The sequence below is a fragment of the Streptomyces africanus genome, assembly GCF_030816955.1.
Lineage (GTDB): Bacteria > Actinomycetota > Actinomycetes > Streptomycetales > Streptomycetaceae > Streptomyces > Streptomyces africanus.
In genome coordinates this window covers 6947040-6969285 of record NZ_JAUSYP010000001.1, presented here as the reverse complement: position 1 = coordinate 6969285, position 22246 = coordinate 6947040, and the positions used below count along the sequence as shown (strand labels likewise).

General features: G+C 73.2%; 14 protein-coding genes. 8 read left to right on the top strand and 6 right to left on the bottom strand.

Going from position 1 to position 22246, the window contains the following annotated elements; translation table 11 throughout:
• Positions 1–2 precede the first annotated feature (2 nt).
• Positions 3–1352 carry an ABC transporter substrate-binding protein gene (locus tag QF034_RS32095; RefSeq protein WP_307178187.1) on the bottom strand — a complete coding sequence of 450 codons (1350 nt, stop codon included), beginning with the start codon at positions 1350–1352 and terminating at the stop codon, positions 3–5.
• 23 nt (positions 1353–1375) lie between these two features.
• On the bottom strand, positions 1376–2386 hold the full coding sequence (locus QF034_RS32090) for a LacI family DNA-binding transcriptional regulator (RefSeq protein WP_307180022.1): 1011 nt from the start codon (positions 2384–2386) through the stop codon (positions 1376–1378).
• Positions 2387–3012: 626 nt separating this feature from the next.
• Here QF034_RS32090 and QF034_RS32085 point away from each other — a divergent pair.
• Positions 3013–5067 carry an ATP-binding SpoIIE family protein phosphatase gene (locus QF034_RS32085; RefSeq protein ID WP_370880974.1) on the top strand — a complete coding sequence of 685 codons (2055 nt, stop codon included), beginning with the start codon at positions 3013–3015 and terminating at the stop codon, positions 5065–5067.
• A 38-nt stretch (positions 5068–5105) separates the two neighbouring features.
• On the opposite strand, the gene QF034_RS32080 is transcribed toward QF034_RS32085, so the two are convergent.
• A complete protein-coding gene (locus QF034_RS32080) occupies positions 5106–5870 on the bottom strand; it encodes a sugar isomerase domain-containing protein (RefSeq protein WP_307178185.1) in 765 nt (254 codons plus the stop codon).
• Positions 5871–6020: 150 nt separating this feature from the next.
• Here QF034_RS32080 and QF034_RS32075 point away from each other — a divergent pair, with 150 nt between their 5' ends.
• From QF034_RS32075 to QF034_RS32050, 6 genes are all read left to right on the top strand, one after another.
• The gene (locus QF034_RS32075) at positions 6021–6905 is read left to right on the top strand and encodes a MurR/RpiR family transcriptional regulator (RefSeq protein WP_306962335.1); all 885 of its coding nucleotides are present in this window, start codon (positions 6021–6023) and stop codon (positions 6903–6905) included.
• A 107-nt stretch (positions 6906–7012) separates the two neighbouring features.
• Positions 7013–11236: a glycoside hydrolase family 38 N-terminal domain-containing protein gene (locus QF034_RS32070; RefSeq protein ID WP_307178184.1), complete on the top strand. Its 4224-nt coding sequence runs from the start codon at positions 7013–7015 to the stop codon at positions 11234–11236.
• Entirely contained in the window at positions 11233–11901 is a 669-nt protein-coding gene (locus tag QF034_RS32065) for a peptidyl-prolyl cis-trans isomerase (protein ID WP_307178183.1), read from the top strand. The genes QF034_RS32070 and QF034_RS32065 overlap by 4 nt, the downstream gene beginning before the upstream one ends.
• A 128-nt stretch (positions 11902–12029) precedes the next feature.
• A complete protein-coding gene (locus QF034_RS32060) occupies positions 12030–13403 on the top strand; it encodes an extracellular solute-binding protein (protein ID WP_307178182.1) in 1374 nt (457 codons plus the stop codon).
• Positions 13404–13405: 2 nt separating this feature from the next.
• Entirely contained in the window at positions 13406–14443 is a 1038-nt protein-coding gene (locus QF034_RS32055; RefSeq protein WP_307178181.1) for an ABC transporter permease subunit, read from the top strand.
• Positions 14440–15318, top strand: coding sequence for a carbohydrate ABC transporter permease (locus QF034_RS32050; protein WP_307178180.1), 879 nt, complete (start codon positions 14440–14442; stop codon positions 15316–15318). Before QF034_RS32055 ends, QF034_RS32050 begins: the two co-directional genes overlap by 4 nt.
• On the opposite strand, the gene QF034_RS32045 is transcribed toward QF034_RS32050, so the two are convergent.
• Together QF034_RS32045 and QF034_RS32040 are read right to left on the bottom strand one after the other, a co-directional pair.
• Complete coding sequence (locus QF034_RS32045; protein WP_307180021.1) at positions 15282–17462, bottom strand: glycoside hydrolase family 3 N-terminal domain-containing protein; 2181 nt, start codon at positions 17460–17462, stop codon at positions 15282–15284. The two genes, QF034_RS32050 and QF034_RS32045, sit on opposite strands and share 37 nt — an antisense overlap.
• Positions 17463–17542: 80 nt before the next feature.
• Entirely contained in the window at positions 17543–19495 is a 1953-nt protein-coding gene (locus QF034_RS32040; RefSeq protein WP_307178179.1) for a BadF/BadG/BcrA/BcrD ATPase family protein, read from the bottom strand.
• 30 nt (positions 19496–19525) lie between these two features.
• Between QF034_RS32040 and QF034_RS32035 the strand changes: the two genes are divergently transcribed.
• Positions 19526–20797 carry a glycoside hydrolase 5 family protein gene (locus QF034_RS32035; RefSeq protein ID WP_307178178.1) on the top strand — a complete coding sequence of 424 codons (1272 nt, stop codon included), beginning with the start codon at positions 19526–19528 and terminating at the stop codon, positions 20795–20797.
• 11 nt (positions 20798–20808) lie between these two features.
• Here QF034_RS32035 and QF034_RS32030 read toward each other — a convergent pair whose 3' ends face one another.
• The gene (locus tag QF034_RS32030) at positions 20809–22236 is read right to left on the bottom strand and encodes a glycoside hydrolase family 3 N-terminal domain-containing protein (RefSeq protein WP_307178177.1); all 1428 of its coding nucleotides are present in this window, start codon (positions 22234–22236) and stop codon (positions 20809–20811) included.
• Positions 22237–22246: the final 10 nt, after the last annotated feature.

Here is a 22246-nt window from a genome sequence, read left to right as displayed (position 1 = left end):
TCCTATCGGCCGGCCTGGTCGCGGTAGTCCGCCGCGGTCTGCTTGAGGGCCTGACGCGGCGTCATGTCACCGCGGTAGGCGCGCAGCAGGTTGCCGGCGAGGACGTCGTAGAGGATCGACTGGTCGGGGCTCTGGTGGAACGGCGGTACGTCCGGCAGCAGGTCGCGGTAGAGGCGGAAGAGCCGCTGCCCGCCGCAGAAGTCGTCCGTGTAGCCGCCCAGGCGCGGATCGTCGTAGACGGACCGGCGAGTGGGGAGATAGCCGGTCTCGGTGAAGCGGCGGACCTGGCCGTCGTGGGTGAGCCAGGTCTTGAGGAGGAACTCCGTGGCCGCGCGGGTGTTGGCCTTGTCCCTGACGACGCCGAAGCCGGTGCCGCCGAGCGCGGCGGTCACCCCGCCGCCCTTGGTGAACCGGGGCAGGTCGCGGACCCGCCACTTGCCCTTCTGCTCGGGGACGTTGGGCACCAGGCCGTAGTTCTTGTACCAGATGGCCATGGGCAGGCCGATGACCCGGCCCTGCTTCAGGGCGGTCTGCATGGCGGCTCCGTAGTAGTCGGCGACGTCGATGACGAAGCCGGTGCGCAGGCCCTCGCACAGGAACCGCAGCACCTCCTCGGCCTCCGGCGAGTCCAGGAGCAGCTTCCCGTCGGCGTCGAAGAAGGCGCCGCCACGCTGGTAGAGCAGCATCTGGAAGGACTGCACGACCTGGCCGGGGTCGCTGCCCACCGTGGAGACGACACACAGCGAGGCGCGGTGGTCCTTGTACACCCGGGCGCCGGCCTCGGCGAACTCCTCCCACGTGCCGACGTCAGCAGGGATCTTGTACTGGTCGAAAAGGTCGTCGCGGTAGAAGTAGACGACCATCGGGGTGTCCGAGTCGAAGGCGTAGACGCGGCCGTCCTTGCTGAAGGGGGCGGTGCGGGCCGGCAGCAGGTCGTCCTTGAGGCCGGGGACGGCCTCGATGTCGGGGGTGAAGTCGTGCAGCAGCCGTTCGGAGATGTCGCCGCGCAGCAGGCGCGGGAAGCTGCCGATCTCGAAGCCCACCAGGTCGGGGGTGCCGCGTCCCGCGACGGCCTGGGCGAGCAGCTTGGTGACGATGTCCGCGGGGCCGGAGCGGGTCACCCTCAGGTGGTAGCGGAAGTCGGTGGCGCGGTCGGCCTCCGGTACCCCCTTGACGAAGAACTCCTCGTAGCCCGGGTCGTGGGTCCACAGGGAGAGGGTGACGTCGCCGGAGGTGCGGGGCGTGGTACCGGCGTCGCCGCAGGCGGAGAGTGCGGCGGCCGTACCGAGGCCGAGGGCACCGCGCAGCAGGGCGCGGCGGGTCGGAGGGCCGGGGGGCATGGGGGTGTACACACGTGACTCCTCACGTGGTGCGGTTACGGGCGGGGGTGCGCGGGGCCCTGGTCGCGTACCGGCCCGGTGGAGGCCCGTACGATCAACTCGACTGCCCGGCCGGGTTGTTCGGCCGGGGCGGGGCGGCCCTCGATCAGGGCGATCAGTACGTCGACGGCGCGGTCGGCGACGGCGGCGAAGTTCTGCCGCACGGTGGTCAGCGGCGGGAAGAGGTAGGCGGCGGCGGGGATGTCGTCGTAGCCGACGACGCTCACGTCGCCGGGGACGGCCCGGCCCGCGTCGGCGAACGCGCGCAGGGCGCCGATGGCCATGTCGTCGTTGGCGGCGAACACGGCTGTGACGTCGGAGAGTTCGGCGAGCTGCCGTCCGGCGGCGTAGCCGGAGGCCGGGCTCCAGTCGCCCGGTGCCGGCAGGGGCGGTTCGGGTGCGCCGGCGGCGGCGAGGGCCTCGCGCCAGCCGCGCAGTCGGTCGCGGGCGGCCCACCAGTCCTGCGGGCCGGCCAGGTGCCAGACCGTGCGGTGGCCCAGGGAGAGCAGGTGCTCGGTGGCGAGCCGGGCGGCCGCGACCCCGTCGGCGCCGACCACGGCACTCGTGCCCGGCGTCAGCTCCACGCCCTCGCCGAGACTCACCACGGGCAGTTCGGCGCTCAGTCTGAGCGGCGTGCCGTCGTCGATGGGCTCGGACAGCACGATCCCGTCCACGCCCTGTTCCAGCAGCGCGTCCACCGCGGCCGAGACTTTCTGCCCTTCCAGGGTGCTGGCCAGGGCGACGGAGTAGCCGGCGCGCTGCATCGCCCGCTCCAGGGCGATGAGCAGGGTCGAGGGGCCGTAGAGCGAACTGCCCAGCGAGACCACGCCGATCCGGCGGTAGCGGCCGAGGAGCAGCGCCCGGGCGGCGGTGTTGGGACGGTAGTCCAGATCGCGGACAGCCCTCAGGACGCGGTCGCGCACCTCGGGGCTGACGTGCGGTTCGCCGTTGACGACCCGCGACACGGTCTTCTGCGAGACCCCGGCGGCCCGTGCGACCTCGGTCATCCCGGGGCCACGCCGCCGGCGCGCACCGGCGGCCGGGGGGCGTTCGGCTCCGCTCGTGGTCATGTGGGCTCCCGGGGGTGACAAAACAGCGTGACTACGTAGTCAGGGATGGCACCAGGGATGAACGCGCCGGGTATGACTACGCAGTCACGCCAGTGTCAGGGCACCCCACCGCCGCGTCAATGGTCCGGACGGAAGCGGTTTCCCGGCGGTTTCCCGGCTCACGGGGTTCGGGGTGTGCGGCTTCCGCAACGGCTTTCGTACGCCGCTGGACAGAACCCGGGGCCTCGCGCAGGATGTGGGCGATGCGGCCCGACCCCAAGCACTTTCTCGCCCACGCGGTCCGTCGCGTCGCCCGCGCCGAACATCCGGCGCAGGTACTGGAGGAGCTCTGCGGGGCGACGGTGCCGTCCGTCGCGGACGCCCTCGTCGTGTATCTCGACGCCGCGCCGAGCACCGCGGACCCGACGGCCTCCGGCGCGCAACTGCGCCTGAGCGGCACCGGTTTCCGCCGTACGCCCATCCCCGCCCAGCCCTCCGGCCCGGCCTCGTCCCCGGCGGGCGGTCCGCCGTACGACACGGGCGCGCAGTGGCATCCCGGGTCCCAGGACGGGCTGGGCGGCGTGCTGGGCGGGGCGGCGCCGGTCACCGTCCCGATGGCGCCGTCCGGTGTCCTGGCGAAGGTCCTGGACACCGGTGAGGCCCTGGGCAGGGACTCCGGTGATCTGGATCCGGCCCTGCGCGAGCTGCTGGGGCCGGGCTCCCATGTGCCGCACGGGGACCGGGTTCTCCTCGTCCCCCTGGTCGGCCCCGACGGCACGGTGGGTGCCGCCCTGTTCCTGCGGCGCCACGACCGGGACGTCTTCCGTGCGCGGGACAGGCAGGTGCTCGGCGAGCTGTCGGCTCACGCCGCGCTCGGCGTGAGCGGGACACCGCCGGTCCCGCACTCGGCGCCGCCCCCGCCGCCCCCGGCCTCGCGAGCCGCCGCCGGACCGATGCGGCAGGACGCGGACCGGCTGCGCTTCGTGGGCGCCGCGACGCGGCGGATCAGCCGTGCCATGGACCTCGACGAGATCGTGGCGGGGCTGTGCCGGGCCGTCCTGCCCAGCTTCTCGGACGTCATCCTCGTCTTTCTGCGCGATCCGCTGCCGGTCGGAGACGAGCGGCCCACCGGCCCGTTGGTCCTGCGGTTGCACCGGTTCGACCGCGCCACGGCGGAGGAGGGCGCGGGCGCCTTCCCGTCCCCCGAACCGGGAGTGCCCGCCCCCGACCGGTGCGAGGTCCGCCCGGGCAGCGATCTCGCCGAGGTGCTGCGGGGCGTGCGCCCGGTGTTCACCGACTCCCCCGCCGGCCGTGGCGCGCTGGCCGAACTGACCGGCGACGGCGGCGCGTTCGCCCTCCCGGACGGACAGCGCGCGATCCTCGCCCCGCTGCGCGGCCGGCGCCGCGTCATCGGCACGGCCCTGTTCCTGCGCCGCCCCGAGAGCGGGCCCTTCGAGATCAACGACCTCCTCGTCGCCGCGCAGCTCGCCACCCACAGCGCCCTCGGCATCGACAAGGCCGTGCTCTACGGCCGCGAGGCCCACATAGCCGACGAACTCCAGCGCACGATGCTGCCCGAGACCCTGCCCAGCCCGCCCGGCATCCGTCTCGCCGCCCGTTACCTGCCCGCCGCCGAATCGGCCCGGGTCGGCGGCGACTGGTACGACGCCATCCCGCTGCCCGGCAGCCGGGTCGCCCTGGTCGTCGGCGACGTCATGGGCCACTCCATGACGTCGGCCGCCATCATGGGCCAGCTGCGCACCACCGCCCAGACCCTCGCCGGCCTCGGGCTGCCGCCGCAGGAGGTCCTGCACCACCTCGACGAACAGGCCCAGCGCCTCGGCGCCGAGCACATGGCGACCTGCCTGTACGCGGTCTACGACCCGGTATCGCACCGCATCACCATCGCCAACGCCGGTCACCCGCCGCCCGTCCTGCTCCACCCGGGCGGCCGGGCCGAGGTGTTGCGCATGCCGCCCGGCGCCCCGATCGGCGTCGGCGGCGTCGACTTCGAGGCGGTCGAGCTCGACGCCCCGGGGGGCGCGACGCTGCTGCTCTACACCGACGGCCTGGTCGAGTCCCGGCTGCGCGATGTCTGGACGGGTATCGAGCAGCTGCGCGAGAAGGCGGGGACCACCGGCCGGCTCGCCGGACCCGGCCGGCCCCCCGCGCTGGAAGCCCTGTGCGACGACGTCCTCGACATGGTCGGCCCCGGCGACCGGGACGACGACATCGCGCTGCTCGCCGCCCGCTTCGACGGCATCGTGCCCGGCGACGTGGCGTACTGGTCCCTGGAGCCGGAGGACGCCGCTCCCGGCCAGGCCCGCCGGCTGGCCCGCCGCACCCTGTCCCGCTGGAAGCTGGAGGAGCTCGGCGACTCCGTCGAACTGCTCGTCAGCGAGCTCGTCACCAACGCCGTGCGCCACAGCTCCCGGCCCGTCACCCTCCGCCTGATGCGCACCGATGTGCTGCGCTGCGAGATCGGCGACGACGCGCCCGAACTGCCACGCCTGAGGCGCGCCCGGCCCACGGACGAGAACGGGCGCGGGCTGTACCTGGTCAGCCGGCTGGCCATGCGCTGGGGCGCGGCCCGGCTCAGCACCGGCAAGATCGTGTGGTTCGAGTTCGCCCGGCCCTGAAGCGTCCCGCGCCCGGACGGCCTCCCGGAGACGCCGGTTCAGCTCGCCGTGCGGCGGATCCGGCCCGCGTACTTCTTCTCCAGCTCCAGGTTGCCCTCGAAGCCGCCGGGCACATTGGCCGAGACGTAGACCGGGGGGCGCTCGCCGGCGGCGAGGAGGCGGCCGGCGGCCTCGGCGACCGTCATCTGGACCAGCATCACGCCGGTGAGCGTGGACAGGGCGCAGACCGAGCCGCCGCCGGGGAGTTCGAGCAGACAGTCGCCGCGCGGGGCCGCGTTGTCGAGGACGACGTCGGCGATGTCGGCCAGCTTCCGGCCGCTGGGATGGGCGGCGGGGACGGCCCGGGTGTGGGCGAGGGACGTGAGGGCCAGGACGCGGTGGCCGTGTTCCTTGGCGTGCAGGGCCATCTCCACGATGACGCTGTTGACACCGGAGTTGGAGATGACGACGAACAGGTCCTGGGGATTCGGCGCGGCCAGCTCGTAGAGCCGGGCGGCCACCCCGTCCCGGCGTTCGAGGAGCGGGTCGTCGAGGACGGCCGGGTCCTCGCCGCCGTAGAGGACGAGGTCGGCGATGCTCAGCCGGTTGGTGGGGACCAGTCCGCCCGCGCGCCCGGCCAGTTCGAGGACGAGGGCCTGCGAGTGGCCGGTGCCGAAGGCCTGGACGACACCCTCCGCGCGGACGCACTCGGCGACCAGGTCCGCGGCGGCGGCCACGTCGCCCTGGGCGGATTCGATGACGTGCCGGAGGACGGCGAGGCTCTCCCGCGCGAACCCCTGGGCGCTCACAGACTCGACGGACACGCGTCACACTCCCCACTGATGGATTGATTCACCCTACACTTCGCCATCGGTGAATCAATAAATCACACGCCTCCCCGGTCATCAATCGGGCCGACGATCGGGTCCTGGTATTCAATCCGCGTCTCACAGGGTGGCTGGTACCTTCTCCCCATGCCTCCCACGGACGTCACCACACTGATCCGCACCGAGCTGCCCCGGCTGGCGGGGTCCCTGCGGAAGGTCGGCGAGCTGATCCTGGAGGATCCGGCCGCCGTCACCCACTGCTCGGCCGCCGAGCTGGGCCGCCGCACCGGCACCTCCCAGGCGACGGTGACCCGTTTCTGCCGGGCCATCGGGCTGGACTCCTACCAGCACCTGCTGATCGAACTGGCCCAGGAGCGCGGCCGGGGTGAGGCGTCCGACTGGGGGACCGCCGAGATCGGCCCGGACATCTCCCCGGACGACAGCCTCGAACGGGTCGTCCAGGTCGTCGGCACGGCCGACCTGCGGGCCATCCAGCAGACCATCGACCGCATCGACCTCGACGCGCTCGAGCGCGCGGCCCAGGCCCTGGCCCGCGCCCGGCGCATCGACGTCTACGGCGTCGGCGGCAGCGGCGCGGTGACCCAGGAGACGGAGACCCGGCTGTTCCGCATCGGCTGCGCGGTCCGCGGCTGGACCGAGGTGCACGCGGCCGCCACCTCCGCGGCCCTGCTCACCCCGGCGGACGTGGCCATCGGCATCTCCCACTCCGGGGCGACCCGCGAGACCCTCGAACCCTTCGAGATGGCCAAGGAGCGCGGCGCCACCACGATCGCCCTGACCACCGACCCGCGCTCGCCGCTGTCCAGGTCCGCCGACATCCGGCTCATCTCGTCCTCCTCGGAGACCAGCTTCCGGGCCGAGAGCATCAGCAGCCGGCACTCCGTCCTGATGCTCGTCGACTGCCTGTACGTCCGGGTCGCCCAGCTCACCTACCAGCGCGCGAGCGCGTCGCTGGCCCTGACCGACCACATCACCCCGCAGCACGCGGTGAAGTCCCGGCGAGCCAGGTGACCCGGCCGAGGCTGCATGGATGAACCACCAAGTTGACGTGAAGATGGTTGTTTGAATCACTCCTGCCGTGCAGGATGGGGCTCCCTCAGAGCACTCGTAGGAGCCCCATGCGCGTCACCTCTGTCGAGTCGACCGAGCTCTTCACCGGAACCACCGAGCAGCCGCGCCAGGTGGTGGCCGTCGAGCTGAGCCACACTCCGGGCCGGACCGTGCGGCTCACCGTCGAGGGCCCGGGCCTCACCGGCACCGCGGAGGCCACCGCCGGCGAGGACGGCACCGTACGCGCGGAGATCCCCGTCACCGGCGAGGACCTGGTGCCCGGCGACCGCCGCGAGATCACGGTCACCGCGGCCGACGGCGGTGAAGTCACCACCCGCACGGGCGACTTCACGGCGGCCGAGCCCGGCTGGACCATGTTCATGGTCAGCCACTTCCACTACGACCCCGTCTGGTGGAACACCCAGGGCGCCTACACCGAGACCTGGGACGTCGCCGACGACCCCGCCGCCACCGGCCTGCCCGCCCGCACCTTCGACTCGCGCGGCCAGTCCGGCATGAGCCTGGTCCGGGCCCACTGCGACCTGGCCCGCCGCGACCCGGCGTACACCTTCGTGCTCGCCGAGGTCGACTACCTCAAGCCCTACTGGGACGCCTTCCCGGAGGAGCGCGCCTTCCTGCGGCAGCTGATCCGCACCGGCCGCGTCGAGATCATGGGCGGCACCTACAACGAGCCCAACACCAACCTCACCGGCGCCGAGGCGACGATCCGCAACGCCCTGTACGGCGACGGCTTCCAGCGCGGCATCATCGGGGCGTCCCCCGAAACCGCCTGGCAGCTGGACGCCTTCGGACACGACCCGCAGTTCCCGGGGCTGATGGCGGACGCGGGCGTCGGCTCCAGTTCGTGGGCGCGCGGGCCGTTCCACCAGTGGGGGCCGACGCTGTCGGTGTTCGGCGAGGAGCCGAGGGACCCGGGCCGGATGCAGTTCCCGGCCGAGTTCGACTGGATCGCCCCGTCGGGACGCGGGCTGCTGACCGCGTACATGGTCAACCACTACGGCGCCGGCTGGGCCATCGACAACGCGCCCACCCTCCCCGAGGCGGAGGCCGCCGCCTACCGGCTCTTCCAGCGGCTCAAGCAGGTCGCCCTCACCCGCAACGTGCTGCTCCCGGTGGGCGGGGACTACGCGCCGCCGTGCCGCTGGGTCATGGACATCCACCGCGACTGGAACGCCCGTTACGTCTGGCCCCGCTTCATCAGCGCGATCCCCCGGGACTTCTTCGCCGCCGTCCGCGCGGAACTGGAGACGCAGGGCCGCAGGGCATCGCCCCAGACCCGCGACATGAACCCGGTCTACACCGGCAAGGACGTCTCCTACATCGACACCAAGCAGGCCCAGCGGTACGGCGAGACGCTCCTCGCCGACGCCGAGGCCTGGGCGACGCTCGCCTCCCTCGTCACCGGCCGGCCGTATCCGGACGCGGCCCTGGACAAGGCCTGGCGGCAACTCGTCTACGGCGCCCACCACGACGCCATCACCGGCTCGGAGTCGGACCAGGTCTACATCGACCTGATGACCGGCTGGCGGGAACTGCACGACCTCGCCCGGAGCGTGCACGCCGACGCCACCCAGGCCCTGGCCGACCGGGTCACCCCGGGCGACGGCCCCGACCTGGTCGTCTTCAACTCCGCGACCTGGGAGCGCCGTGACGTACTGACCGTCGACGACCCGGGGCTCGTACCGCAGGGGCTCCCCGCGGTCCAGGAGGACGGCCGGCTCCACGTCGTCGTCCCGGAGGTACCCGGCATGGGCCTCGCGGCGCTCCCGCTCACCGAGGGGTCCGCCCCCGGCTGGGCGCCCGGCGAAGGCGTCACCATCCGCAACGAGTTCTACGAGGTGACGGTCGACCCGGCGCGCGGCGGCGGCGTCAGCGCTCTGCGCGCCCTGGCCGAGGGCGGCCGGGAGCTGCTGCGCCCCGGTGACATCGGCAACGAGATCGTCGTCCAGGAGGAGTACCCGAGGCATCCGCGCTTCGGCGAGGGTCCCTGGCACCTCACCCCGACCGGCACGACCGCGGCTCGCAGCCGGGACGTGACCGCCGAGGTACGCGTCGAGCACTCCCCCGCCGGTTCCCGTCTCACCGTCTCCGCCGACCTCGGCCTCTTCCGCTACACCCAGCGCCTGACGCTGTGGCAGGGCGTCGACCGGCTCGACGTCACCACGACCGTCGACGGGTACGACGGCGCCGACCGGCTGATCCGGGTGCGCTGGCCCTCGGAGGTACGGGGCGGGCTGCCGGTGCACGAGGTGGCGGACGCGGTGATCGGGCGCGGGTTCGGCTTCGTGGAGGTGGACAGCGAACGGTTCCCGTGGACGCTGGACAACCCGGCCAACACCTGGTTCGGCCTCGGCTCCACCGCCCGCGTCGCCGTGCACGACGACTCCGGTGTCCTCCTCGGACACCGCTCGATCGGCGTCGCCGAACTCGTCTACCCCGACTGGGACATCGCGGGCGACCTCGGCGCCCCGCTCGCGGCGGCCCTGGTCCGCGCCGGAGTCACGGCGACCTCGACGATCGCGGGCGGCCCGCGCTACGGCGACCTGGAGGTCGACTCCAACCTCCCGGACGTCCGGATCGCCGTCGGCGGCCCCGACCACAACGCCGTGGTCGCCGAGGCGCTCGGCTGGGACCCGGCGGCCGGCCGGGAGCTGAGGCGCCAGCTGGCCGAACGGGGCGTGGCCGCCGTGTGGGTCGCGCCGCGCGCCTGTCTGCGCGAGGAGTGGGCCCCCGGGGCCGATCTGCGCGACCTGGAACGCCTGCCGCTGCTGGTGGTGGCGGGCGCCCGCCCCGAGGACGACGCCAAGGCGGTCGACGCGATCGTCGCCGACCTGGACGACTTCACGGTGACGGCCACGGCCGCCGGCGGCGGCGAGGCGCTGCCGCCCGGCGACGCCTGGGACGGCCGCAGCTTCGCGATCCTCAACCGCGGCACGCCCGGCTGCGTGATCACGACCTCCGGCGACCTGTACATGTCCCTGATGCGCTCCTGCACCGGCTGGCCGTCCGGGATCTGGGTGGACCCACCGCGCCGCACCGCCCCCGACGGCTCGGGGTTCCAGCTCCAGCGCTGGTCGCACACGTTCGAGTACGCCGTCGTGGCGGGCCCCGGCGACTGGCGCGAACTGCGGCTGCCGCAGGCGGGACACGCGTACAACCGCCCGCTGACGGCACGGCTGCGGCGGTCCGCCGATGCCCGGTCCTCCGATGCCCTGCCGAGGAAGGCGCCCCTGCTCGGCCTGGAACCCGCCGGCGAGGTGCTGCTCGACGCGCTCAAGCCGCTCGGCTCCCCGCTGGCCCGGGGCAGCGAGACACCCGTGGATCCGGGGCGTGGCCTCGTCGTCCGCGTGCACGAGGTCGACGGCCGGCCGGTACGGGCACGCGTCACCGGGCCGGTGGCATGGGCGGCGGGCGCCCGCGCCGACGTCCTGGAGAGGCCCGGGGCGCCCCTCGCCCCGGACGAGACCGGCGGCCTCGAAGCCGACCTGACCGGCTTCGAGGTCGCCACCCTCCTCGCCACGCCCGCCCGGCCGCCCCACCAGACAGCCGGGCCGGGCATCGCCGCCCACGAGCCCGCCCAGCCCGTCGCCACCCGCTACTGGCTGCACAACTCCGGCCCCGCCCCACGCGGCAACATGCCGGTCGCCGTGTATCTCTCCCCCACCGCCCTCACCGCCGACGGCCCCGTCACCGCGACCGTCCGGGTCTCCTCGGAGCTCACCGACGCGCCCGTGTCGGGCACGGTGACCTTCGACGTACCACCCGGCTGGAGCACCGAGCCCGCCACACTCCCGTACACACTCGGCCCCGGCGGCTTCACCCTCACGGACATCACGGTGACACCCCCGCCGGACCCCGTCCCCGGCCGGCACTGGCTCGCCGCACGGCTGTCCTACGGCGGCCAGACGTACGAGGACGTGGTGGCCCTGGACGTAGCGGGCGGGCACACGGGCCCGACTCTGGCGGCGGATCTGGGAGTTGAACGGGTGACCGTACGCCGGGGTGAACGGACCCGGGTCCCCGTGACCCTGCGAAACCCGACACGCGGCCCCGTCAACGGCACCCTGTGGGCCGTGTCCTCCTGGGGCACCTGGCCCGGCGTCACGCCAGGCTGCCAGGGCTTTTCCGTGCCCGGCGGGGAGCAGCCGGAGTACGCGATCGAGGTGGACGGCGACGCGATCCCACCGGGTTCGTACTGGCTGATGGCGAAAGTGGCCTGGCACGGCTGCGTGGCCTACACGAGGGCAGTGGAGCTGGAGGTGACGCCATGACGGAGGACTACGCGGCAAGCATCCGAGGCGAACCGATCCCGAAGCAGTACGTGGAAACATTCCTCAGCACTGATGCCCTCAGGGGCGCGGGCCGTGTCGATATGCGGCTCCGCCGCGTGGGTGCGACCAGCCACGACGCCGCCGCACACGCACGACGACACCGCCAACAGCGACGCTGGGCGACCCAGGTCGTCATCACCGATGAACTCGCCCGCCAAGCCTGCGCGGAACGGGGCCTGCCCCCACCGGACGACGTCCTGCCGATGCACCTGCTCACCATCCCGGAAACCGACGTCGCCGACCTCGGCAGCATCATCGCCGCAGCCCTCGCCCACTCCCCCGCCGCCCGAGCCCTGCTCGCTGACCTGGAACGCGAGCAACACATCCCGGAGACGGCCGTACGGGACTACTACGACCGCAACAAGGACCGCTTCCTCACGCCCGAGGCGCTGAGGCGCGGTGTCGACCCGTTCAACACCGTGGAACCGTCGGACATCCGCCCCTACGAGCACGTCCGAGACGGCATCACACAGCAGCTGCGCCACGCCGCAGCCCGCCGCGCGTTCTTCGACTGGCTCGACCAGGCCCGAGCCGACGTCGTCTACGCCGAAGGCCACGAACACCCCGGCGACCCCTCCCAGCCGGACCACGAACACCGGCACTGATCGCCGCACGCAACCGAACAGCAACACGGCAAACCATTGACCTCCGATGAATTCTGGTCCACCTTTTCATCAATCGAAGTCCAACTTGGTGATTTGATCCAGCGAAGACTGGTCCCAGGAGGGCAGCAATGCGCGCAAGAAGACTCACCGGATCCCTGACCTGTCTGGTCGTCCTGACGCTGACGGCCGCCGGCTGCGGTCTGTCCGGCGGGGGTTCCGACGGCGGCGACGCCACGGCCGGCGGCTGCAAGGTCGACAAGGGCAACGTCGGTTCCGGCAAGCTCTCCGGCGACGTCAAGGGAAAGATCACTTTCCAGACCACCAACCTGAAGAAGGACTTCGGGAAGTACTTCAACGGCGTCATCGACGCCTTCGAGCAGGCCCACCCCGGCACCAAGGTCAACTGGATCGACGATCCGGGCGACGCCACCTTCACCCAGCGCCTGGTTGCCGACGCGCAGGGCTGCACGCTGCCGGACGTGGTGAACATCAACGTCAACACGGCGGTCGCGCTGACGAAGAACGGCTATCTGCTGAACCTGGACACCAAGGCACCCGACGCGGGCAAGCCGTTCACGCCCGCGTTGTGGAAGTCGAGCATGTACGCCGACGCGGACGGCAAGAAGGTGCACAGCGTGCTGCCCTGGTACTCCGGCGGCATCGTGCAGACCTTCAACACCGACCTGATGGAGAAGGCGGGCCTGGACCCGGCGAAACCTCCGACGACCGTCCTCGGCCTGTTCGACGACGCGGAGAAGATAGCCAAGGCCTCCGACGGCAAGTACTACGCGCTCCTCGCCAACCCGCAGCTGCGCATCCCCGCCGACTGGCAGCAGATGGGCATCAAGGTCCTCTCCCCGGACGGCAAGAAGTTCACCTTCGCCGACGACCCGAAGACGGCCCGGTGGGTCGAGGCCATGAAGAAGCTCTACAAGGCCGGCGGCATGCCGAGGGACTCCCTGTCCGCCACGCAGGACCCGGCCAACGTCTACGGCCAGGGCAAGCTGGTCTACGGCCCCACCAACCCCAACTTCCTGCGGTTCATCCAGCAGAACAACCCGAGCGTCTACAAGAAGACCGGCGTGGCCCCCTTCATGCTGGACGCCCTCGGCCACACCGTCGGCGCCCCGCAGTACATCGGGGTCGCGTCCACCGGCAAGAACGCCTCGACGGCGCTGGCCTTCGCGCGGTTCCTGACGAACGCCGAGAACCAGCTCGCCTGGGCCAAGGACCCGAACGTCGTCATCTTCCCGTCCACCACGGCCTCCCTGAACGACCCGTTCTTCCAGTCGGTCAAGGGCGACGACCCCTTCGCCGAGGCCCGCAAGATCGTCGCCAGTGACCGCAAGACCGCCACGGCCGACGAGATCGCGCTGACGCCCGGCGAGCTGAACGCCATCTCGGCCCAGATCCAGCTGGTCATGCAGGGCAAGAAGAGCGCCGAGGACGCTCTGAAGGAGGCCCAGTCCAAGGCGAACCAGCTGATCGAACAGGGCAGTTGAGGATGACCCAACCGACCGTCCACCAGGCGCCCGTCCCCGCTCCCCCGGGTGCGGGCGCCCGACGCCCCGGCGCTTCCCCCTTGCCCGGCACGCCGGGGCCCCTGCGCCGCGCCTTCCGCTTCGTCCTGCCCGGCCCGAGCGCCGACGCGGGGGGCGCGGCGCTCTACCGCCGCTGGTGGCTGCCCTGGCTGTGGATGACCCCGGCGATCGTCGGCGCGACCGTGTTCGGGGTCTTCCCGTTCCTCAACACGGTCGTCGTCTCCTTCACCGACGCCAAACCGCTCGGCGGGGCGTACGACGTCGTCGGCCTGGAGAACTACCGCCGGATGCTGAGCGATCCGGACTTCTGGCTCGCCACCCGCAACAGCCTGCTGTACGCGCTGTTCGTCGTCCCGCTGATGGTGCTGCTGCCGCTGCTGCTCGCGATCCTCGTGGAGAAGAACCTGCCGGGCATCGGCTTCTTCCGCTCGGCGTTCTACACGCCGGTGCTCGCTTCCAGCGTGGTCGTCGGTCTGAGCTGGCAGTGGCTGCTGAGCGACCAGGGGCTGGTCAACACCTGGCTGCAGAAGGCCCACATCATCCGCGAGGCCATCCCGTTCCTGTCCGACTCGTGGCTGATCCTGCTCTCCGCGATGGGCCTGACCCTGTGGAAGGGCCTCGGCTGGTACATGATCTTCTATCTGGCCGCCCTCGGAAACGTCCCCAGGGAACTGCACGAGGCGGCGGCCGTGGACGGGGCGGGTGCCGCGCGCCGCTTCTGGCACATCACCGTGCCGGGCGTCCGCCAGTCGATGATGCTGGTCGGCACCCTGACCGGCATCGGCTCCCTGCGGGTCTTCACCGAGATCTACATGCTCGGCGGTGCCACCGGCGGCCCCGGCGGTGCCGACCGCACGCTGCCCTTCTACATCCGCGACGTCGGCCTCGACCCGCTCACCGGCAACGCCGGCTACGGCGCGGCGGTCAGTGTCGCCCTGTTCGCACTCACCCTTGGCCTCACGCTGCTCGCCCAGCGCCTGACGAAGGAGGAGGAGGCATGACGACCGCCGTCGACAAGCGCCGCCGCCAAATGCCCCGCTGGCGGGAGTACGGCCGCCCGCGCGAACTGGTCGTCCGCTACCTGCTGCTGGTGTTCGTCCTCTTCATCACCGTCGGCCCGCTGCTGTGGCAGCTGCTGTCGTCCCTCAAGGGCGCGGGCGAGGACGTCTTCGGCGCGGGTGCCTCCCTCATTCCCCACCACCCGTCGCTGCGGGCGTATCGCGAGGTCTTCGACCAGGTGCCGGTGTGGACGTACATCCGCAACAGCGTGCTCGTCGCCCTGCTGTCCATCACCAGCCAGCTCGTCTTCTCCACCATGGCCGGCTACATGCTGTCCAAGCCCGGCTGGAAGGGTCGCAAGCTGGTCTGGATCGTGCTGCTGGCGTCCATGATGTTCCCCTTCGAGTCGATCATGGTGTCGCTGTTCCTCAGCGTCCGGGACATGGGCCTGGTCGACAACCTGGCCGGCGTCTGGCTGCCCGGTTTCGTCGCCGCGATCAACGTCCTCATCATGCGGGCGGCGTTTCTCGCCGTCCCGCGCGAGATCGAGGACGCGGCGATGCTGGACGGGGCGGGCGAGTGGAAACGCTTCCGGTACCTGTATCTGCCCTCCGCCTACGGCGCGATCCTCGTCGTCACCATCAACACCTTCATCAGTGCCTGGGACGACTTCCTGTGGCCGCTGATCGTGCTGCGCACCGAGGGCCACTTCACGCTGACGCTGGGCCTGGCCCGGCTCCAGTCCTCGTCCTTCGGCTACGACCAGCGGATGGTGATGGCCGGCTCGGTGATCTCCGTGATCCCCGTGCTGGTGCTGTTCGTCATCACCCAGCGGTGGTTCTACAAGGGGGTTTCCTCGGGGGCCGTGAAGCTCTGAGTCGGTACGGCGGTGAGGGCGGCCCGGGCGGATTCGGCGACGCGGAACTCGACCACCGTGCCGGGCGGAACGGCGGCGGCGAAGTCGGCGCCGAGCGGGAACGTGACCGTGCGGGTCTCGCCCGGCGCCAGGTCGACGGCACGGAAACCGTGCAGTTCGAGCGTGCGCGGCCAGACGGTGGTCCGCAGCCGGCGCAGGTAGAGCTGGGCGACGGAACGGCCGTGGCGCCGGCCCGTGTTGGTGATGTCGGCCTCGACGCCGTGCCCGGACAGCCGCGGCGGGCCGTACGCGAAGCTCGTGTACGACAGTCCGTGCCCGAAGGAGTGCGGCGGCTCGGCGCTGTCGTCCACGTAGCCGCCGTACTCGGTGTCCTTGTGGTTGTAGTAGACGGGGAGCTGGGCCGCGGAGCGGGGCACGGACACCGGCAGCCGGCCGACGGGCTCGGCGAGCCCGAGCAGCACCTCGGCGATCGCCTCACCGCCCCACGGGCCGGGGTACCAGGCGGTGAGCAGCGCGGCCGCCGTGTCCGGCACGACGTGCGGGCGGCCCTGGACCAGCACGACCACGGTCGGTGTTCCCGTCGCGACGACGGCGTCCAGGAGCGCGTACTGGGCGTCGCCCAGCCGCAGTCCGGCCAGGTCGACGCCCTCGCCGCAGGTCATCTCGGACACGGCGGTGCGCGCGGCCCCGTTGGGGTCGAACTCGGTCCCGGCGGAACGCGCGCTGCTGCCGCCCAGCACCAGCACGGCGACATCGCACGCGGCGGCCTGGGCGATCGCCTCGGGGATGCCCGACAGGTCGCCGCCGGTGAGGGCGCACCCCCGGGCGTGGCGGATGTCGACGCCGGCCGGGGCGAGCCCCCGCAGCCCGTCGAGGACACTGGTGCCGGTGCCGGGCCGTTGCGGGGCGGTGTAGTCGCCCAGCTGGTGGGCGACGGTGTCGGCGTGCGGGCCCAGGACGGCGATACGGGAGACGGTCGTCGGCGACAGGGGCAGTACGCCGTGGTCGTTGCTCAGGAGGGTGACGGCGGCGCGGGCGACGGCGGTGCTCAGGTCGCGTCCGACGGCCGGTGACGGCAACGGACAGGTGCGGTAGGGCTGTTCGAACAGCCCCAGGCGGAATTTCAGCCGCAGGACGCGTGCCACGGCCTCGTCGAGAGCGGCCTCGCTCACCAGCCCGCGCTCGACGGCCGCCTCCAGATGTGTGAACCCCTCGTCCCACAGGCTCAGATCCACCCCCGAGTCGAGCGCGAGGGCTCCCGCGGAGACCTTGTCCCCGGTGATCCGGGCCAGCCGGTCGACAGCGAGCCCGTCCGCCATGACGAGCCCCTCAAAGCCCCAGGTCTCCCGGAGCAGGTCATGGAGCAGGGCGCGGTTCCCGGAGCAGGGCAGGCCGTCGACCTCGTTGTAGGCGGCCATGACGGCGGCTGCTTCGGCCCGGACCCCGGCACGGGCGGCGGGGAGGTGGATCTCGTGCAACTCCCGGAGTCCGAGCTCGGACTCGGCGGAGTTGCGGCCGCCGACGGTGGCGCCCTGCCCGGCGAAGTGCTTGAGGACGACGGGGGCCTTGTCGGCGGGGAAGTACGCGGCGGGCGCGCCCTGCATGCCGCGCACCAACGCCTCCGTCAGCCGGGCGGCCAGGTACGGATCCTCGCCGAAGCACTCCTCGGTGCGCCCCCAGCGCGGATCGCGGGCGATGTCGAGGGCCGAGACCAGGGCGACATGCCCGCCGCGGGCTCGCAGTTCGGCGGCGGCGTGCGCGGCGGCCCGCTCGTACAGCCTCGGGTCCCAGGTGGCGCCCACGGCCAGGTTGACGGGCAGGACCGTGCCGTCGAGGGCCATGTGTCCGTGCGGCACCTCCTCGACGAACAGGGCCGGGATGCCGAGCCGGCTGCGCTCGACGACATGGCGCTGGACGAGGTGGGCCAGTTCGGCGCCGTCCCCGGCGCCGGATCCGGTGGTGTGGTCGACCCCGGACCAGGCGTCGGCGCGCAGCAGCCCGTACAGCGCGCCGAGTCCGGCGAAGCGCTCGGTCTCGGCGTACAGGGCGTCGGTGAGCTCGAAGCCGCCGTCGGGGGTGCGGCGGTAGGCGTTCCAGCCGTACATCCGCTGGTTGAGCTGGCCGGCCTTCTCGCGCAGGGTCATACGGGAGAGCAGGTCGCGGACGCGGGCGTCGACCGGGGCGGCGGGGTCGCGGTACAGGGGCGTGCCCTGCCGGGTGGCGGTCACGTACGGCCGCCGTGCGCGAGACGGGCCAGGGCGACGGCGCCCCGGCAGCCGTCGGGAACCCAGTCGAGGGTCAGTCCGAGGGGACGGAGGCGGGCTTCGAGACGGTCGGTGAGGGGCCCGTCGGGCCCGAGCAGCCCACCGGTGGCGACCACCCGCTCCCCGGCTCTCGGCTCCAACGCCCGTACGGTCTCGGTGAGTTGATCCGCCGCCTCGTCAAGGATCGCCAGGGCGACCGGATCCCCGGCGTCCCGCGCCGCGGCGACGACCAGCGGCGCGAGCCGCGCCAGACGGATGGGTGCCTCGGCCATGACGACGGGCAGCAGATGCCTGCGGTAGGCCTCACGGTGGGGGCGGGACCAGGGGATGTGGTCGTGCGGCGGAAGGGGCCGCCGCACGACACCGAAAGCCCCAGCCACACCGGGCCCGACCCCGGCACCACCGACCCGCCCCGGGCCCCTGGCCACACCGGCCTGCCCCGGGCCCCCGGCCATTCCGGCCTGCCCCGGGCCCTCGGCCACACCGGCGGGCCTCGGGCCCTCGGCCACACCAGCCTGCGCGTTGCCCCCGGCCACACCAGCCTGCCCCGGACCCTCAGCCACACCAGCCTGCGCGTTGCCCCCGGCCACACCAGCCTGCCCCGGACCCTCAGCCACACCAGCCTGCGCGTTGCCCCCGGCCACACCAGCCTGCCCCGGACCCTCAGCCACACCAGCCTGCGCGTTGCCCCCGGCCACACCAGCCTGCCCCGAACCCTCAGCCACACCAGCCTGCCCCGGGCCCGTCGGTCCTCCGCCCGGACCGCCGGTCACTCCACTCTGCCCCGGGTCCGTCGGCCGCCCGCCGGCGTCCCCGGCCACACCAGGTTGCTCCGGGCCCGCCGACCCTCCACCCGCGCCGCCGACCACACCACCCCGCCCCCGGCCCACCGACCCCTCACCCACAACCCCAGCCCCTCCAGACCGCCCCGGCCGCGTCGGCCGCCCACCCGCAGCCGTCGGCCCGGTCCCCGGCGGAGCCGCCTCGTTCCGTCCGTCACGCGGCGTGCCCTCCGCAGTTCCGGCCGCGCCGATCGCGGTCCCAGCCGCACCGGCCTCCCCCGGACCCGCAGCCCCGGCCTCTTCGGACTGCCCCGGACCTGCCGACCGCCCACCCGTGTCCCCAGCCCCTCCGGACTGCCCGGAGCCCGCCGACCACCCACCCGCAGCGCTCGGCCCCGTCACCGGCGGCACCTCCTCCTGCCGCCCCTCACGCGGCGCGCCCTCCGCGGTGCCCGGCACCACCTCGGGCGACAGTCTCCGTACCGCGCCGCCGGCCACGCCGGACGCCCCGCCGGGCAGTGCGTCGGCCGGGACCCCGAGTTCCCGCCCCACCGCCTCCGCCAGTACCGTCGGCGCGCCCCTGCCGTCGGCCATGCGCAACGCGGCCCGTACCGCCGCGCGGCCGATCCAGAAGCCGCTGCCGTCGTCGCCGAGGAGCCAGCCGTCGCCGTCCACGGTGACGGTGCCACGGCGGCCGGTGATGCGCATGGCGACCGCGCCCGTGCCGGCCACCAGGGCGAGACCGTCGGCCGGGGCGCCGGGGGCGGAGGCGAAGGCCGCCTCGATGTCACTGCCGATGACCGGCGGACCGGCGTCGATGCCCAGCCGGTGCAGAGCGGCGGTGAGGGCGGCCAGGGCGTTGCGCCGCCCCGGTTCGTCGGCGGCTCCCGTCGCGCCCGCGAAACCGCCGGCCACGGCCACCACCCGGTCCCGGACCTGCTCCGGCACGGCCCGCCCGATGGCCTCGGCAAGGTGCTCGGTGAGCTGCGGCAGCGGCACGGTCAGGGCGTTGCCCGGTCCGGCGGCGCCCTCGCCCACCGGACGCCCGTCGTCCGCCGTCGCCAGAACCGCCCGGGTGCGCGTGCCGCCCGCGTCGAGACCGACCACCACATCTCGACGCCTCTGGTTCAATTCATTATCCATTGCCGACTATGGTGATTGATGCATTCACCCAGGGCAAGCACCCAGCACAAGCCCCGACCCGAGGAGGATCCCATCCCTACGCTCCGCTTCGGCGTCAACTACACACCCCGCCGCGGCTGGTTCCACTCCTGGCACGACTTCGACCCGAAGCACGCCCGCGAGGACCTGGACCAGATCGCCGCGCTCGGCCTCGACCACGTCCGGGTCTTCCACCTCTGGCCGCTCCTCCAGCCCAACCGCACGCTCATCCGCACCGCCGCCGTGGACCAGCTGGCACAGCTGGTCGACCTGGCCGCCGAGGCAGGTCTCGATGTCCTGGTGGACGGCGTGCAGGGCCATCTGTCCAGCTTCGACTTCTACCCGGAGTGGACCCGCAGCTGGCACCACCGCAACGTCTTCACCGACCCGGAGGCCGTCACCGCCCAGGTCGAACTCATGCGCACCCTCGCCCGCGCCCTCGCCGGCCGCCCCAACCTCCTCGGTCTCCAGCTCGGCAACGAGCTCAACAACCTCGTCGAGCACAATCCCGTGACCCCGGACGAGGTGGACCACTACCTCGACACACTGCTGGCCGCCACCCGCGAGCACCTCCCCCGGGGCCGGCTCGCGACCCACTCCGCCTACGACGCCGCCTGGTACGGCAACGACCACCCCTTCACCCCTTGGGCCTCGGCCCGCAAGGGCGACGTCACCACCGTCCACCCCTGGGTGTTCTCCGGCGACTGCGCCCGCCGCTACGGCCCCCGCTCCCCGCAGGTGCTGCACCTCGCCGAGTACGGCACGGAACTCGCCAAGGCCTACGCCGAGGACCCGGCCCGCCCGGTCTGGGTCCAGGAGACGGGCGCCCCGGAACCGCACATCCCGGCGGCCGACGCGCCCGAGTTCGCCCGCGCGACCGTACGGAACGCGGCCGGGTGTGAGGGGCTGTGGGGCGTGACGTGGTGGTGCTCCCACGACGTGGACCGCGCCCTGGCCGACTACCCGGAACTGGAGTACACCCTGGGCCTGTTCGACGCGCGGGGCAGGGCCAAGCCGATCGCGAACGCCCTGGCCGAGACGGTCGCCGAGGTCCGCGCGGGGCACCACCCGCCCCACCCCCGCGACACGGCCCTGGTCCTGGACTGCACGCCGTCCACACGTTCCGTGTCCGGCCCGGGCGGCGCGTACTTCGACGCGTGGATGGCCCTGCGCACCGAGGGCGTCCGCCCCGCGGTGGTCCTGGCGTCCCGGGCGGACGACGCCGCCCACCTGGCGGCACGCGGCATCAAGGAGGTCGTACAGGTGCCGTAGGCCGTAGGGGCTCAGCCGCCCGCCAGGACCTCCGCGACGGCCCGCAGATTCACCCGCCCCCGCCCGTAGGAGCACAGCGCGCCGCCCTCCGGCAGCCCGGTGTCGACCCGTACGGCGTCGGGCCGCCGGGCCAGCAGGGCGGCCCGCAGCTCTTCCTGCCAGGGGTGCAGCCCGGCATCGCAGGTGGCGACGACCAGCGGCGCGTCACCGGACTCCCCGAGGATCCCCGCCACCACGGCGGCCGGGTCCGCCGGCTCCCCGGTGACCGCGGTGCCCGTGGCCGTGGGGTCGACGGCGCGCACCTCCGTCGGCAGGTCCTCCCCGCCCCAGTTGAGCGCGGGGTGCGGCGGCGGGAACAGGTCGACGACGTGGGCGCCCCGCACGACCGCCGGCACCGGACCGCCGCGGACGGCCCGCCGCGCGGCCTCCAGCCCGGCCTCCGCGTCCCAGCCGCCGGCCCCCGCGTCCCGGCCGCCGACCGCCCCGCCCGTCACCGCGTACCGCCCGGCGAGCCGCCGCACCCGCCCGGCGGCCTCCCACAGCCGCTCCTCGGGCAGCACACCGGAGCGCAGCGCGCCGAGCACCGCGTCCCGGCAGGCCAGCGTGACCTCCAGCTCCGGCACGGCCACGATGACCTGGTCGGCACCGGCCGCGAGGGCGATCCGCGCCCCGGCGGCCTCGCCGTAGCGGTCGGCTATGGCCTTCATCTCCAGCGCGTCACTGACCAGGACCCCGTCGAAGTCCAGCTCGTGGCGGAGCAGATCGCTCAGGATGCGGCGGCTCAGGGTGGCCGGCCGCTCGGGGTCCAGCGCCGGGAAGACGACATGCGCGCTCATGAGCATCGGCACGCCCGCGTCGACGGCCGCGCGGAACGGTTCGAGGTCGGCGCGCAGTTCGTCGTACGGCCGCGGGTCGACGGCGACGCCGTGATGGCTGTCGGTCTCGGTGCCGCCGTGGCCGGGGAAGTGCTTGGCGCAGGAGGCGACGCCCCGCCGCTCGGTGGCGGCGATCCAGGCCCGCAGATGCCGGGCGGCGAGCGCGGGCTCGGCACCGAAGGAGCGGGTGCGGACGATCGGGTTGCGGGGATGGTGCTGGAGGTCGGCGACCGGGGCGTAGGAGACCGTGATGCCGAGCGAGGCCAGATGCCCGGCCAGGGCGTCGGCGCAGCGGGCGGTCAGCCCGGGATCGTCGGCGACACCGAGCGCGAACGATCCGGGCACCCCGGGTGCGCCGGCGGCCACCAGGTGCCCGATCCCGCCGCCCTCGTTGTCGATGCCCACGAGCAGGTCCGGCCGCAGGGCCCGCAGCTCCCCGGTGAGCCGCCGCACCTGCTCCGCGTCCCGCACGTTGCGGGTGAACAGGATGACCCCGCCGAGCCCCCGGTCGACGAGCCGCTTGAGGGTGTCGGGCACGCTCGTGGTGCCGGCGAAACCGGCCACGAGGCAGCGG

Excerpts from the sequence above, each read along its gene's own strand:
- QF034_RS32090 (WP_307180022.1), bottom strand. The coding sequence starts at position 2,386 with ATGACCGAGGTCGCACGGGCCGCCGGGGTCTCGCAGAAGACCGTGTCG.
- QF034_RS32075 (WP_306962335.1), top strand. The coding sequence starts at position 6,021 with ATGCCTCCCACGGACGTCACCACACTGATCCGCACCGAGCTGCCCCGG.
- QF034_RS32070 (WP_307178184.1), top strand. The coding sequence starts at position 7,013 with ATGCGCGTCACCTCTGTCGAGTCGACCGAGCTCTTCACCGGAACCACC.
- QF034_RS32065 (WP_307178183.1), top strand. The coding sequence starts at position 11,233 with ATGACGGAGGACTACGCGGCAAGCATCCGAGGCGAACCGATCCCGAAG.
- QF034_RS32060 (WP_307178182.1), top strand. The coding sequence starts at position 12,030 with ATGCGCGCAAGAAGACTCACCGGATCCCTGACCTGTCTGGTCGTCCTG.
- QF034_RS32055 (WP_307178181.1), top strand. The coding sequence starts at position 13,406 with ATGACCCAACCGACCGTCCACCAGGCGCCCGTCCCCGCTCCCCCGGGT.
- QF034_RS32050 (WP_307178180.1), top strand. The coding sequence starts at position 14,440 with ATGACGACCGCCGTCGACAAGCGCCGCCGCCAAATGCCCCGCTGGCGG.
- QF034_RS32045 (WP_307180021.1), bottom strand. The coding sequence starts at position 17,462 with ATGACCCTGCGCGAGAAGGCCGGCCAGCTCAACCAGCGGATGTACGGC.
- QF034_RS32035 (WP_307178178.1), top strand. The coding sequence starts at position 19,526 with ATGCATTCACCCAGGGCAAGCACCCAGCACAAGCCCCGACCCGAGGAG.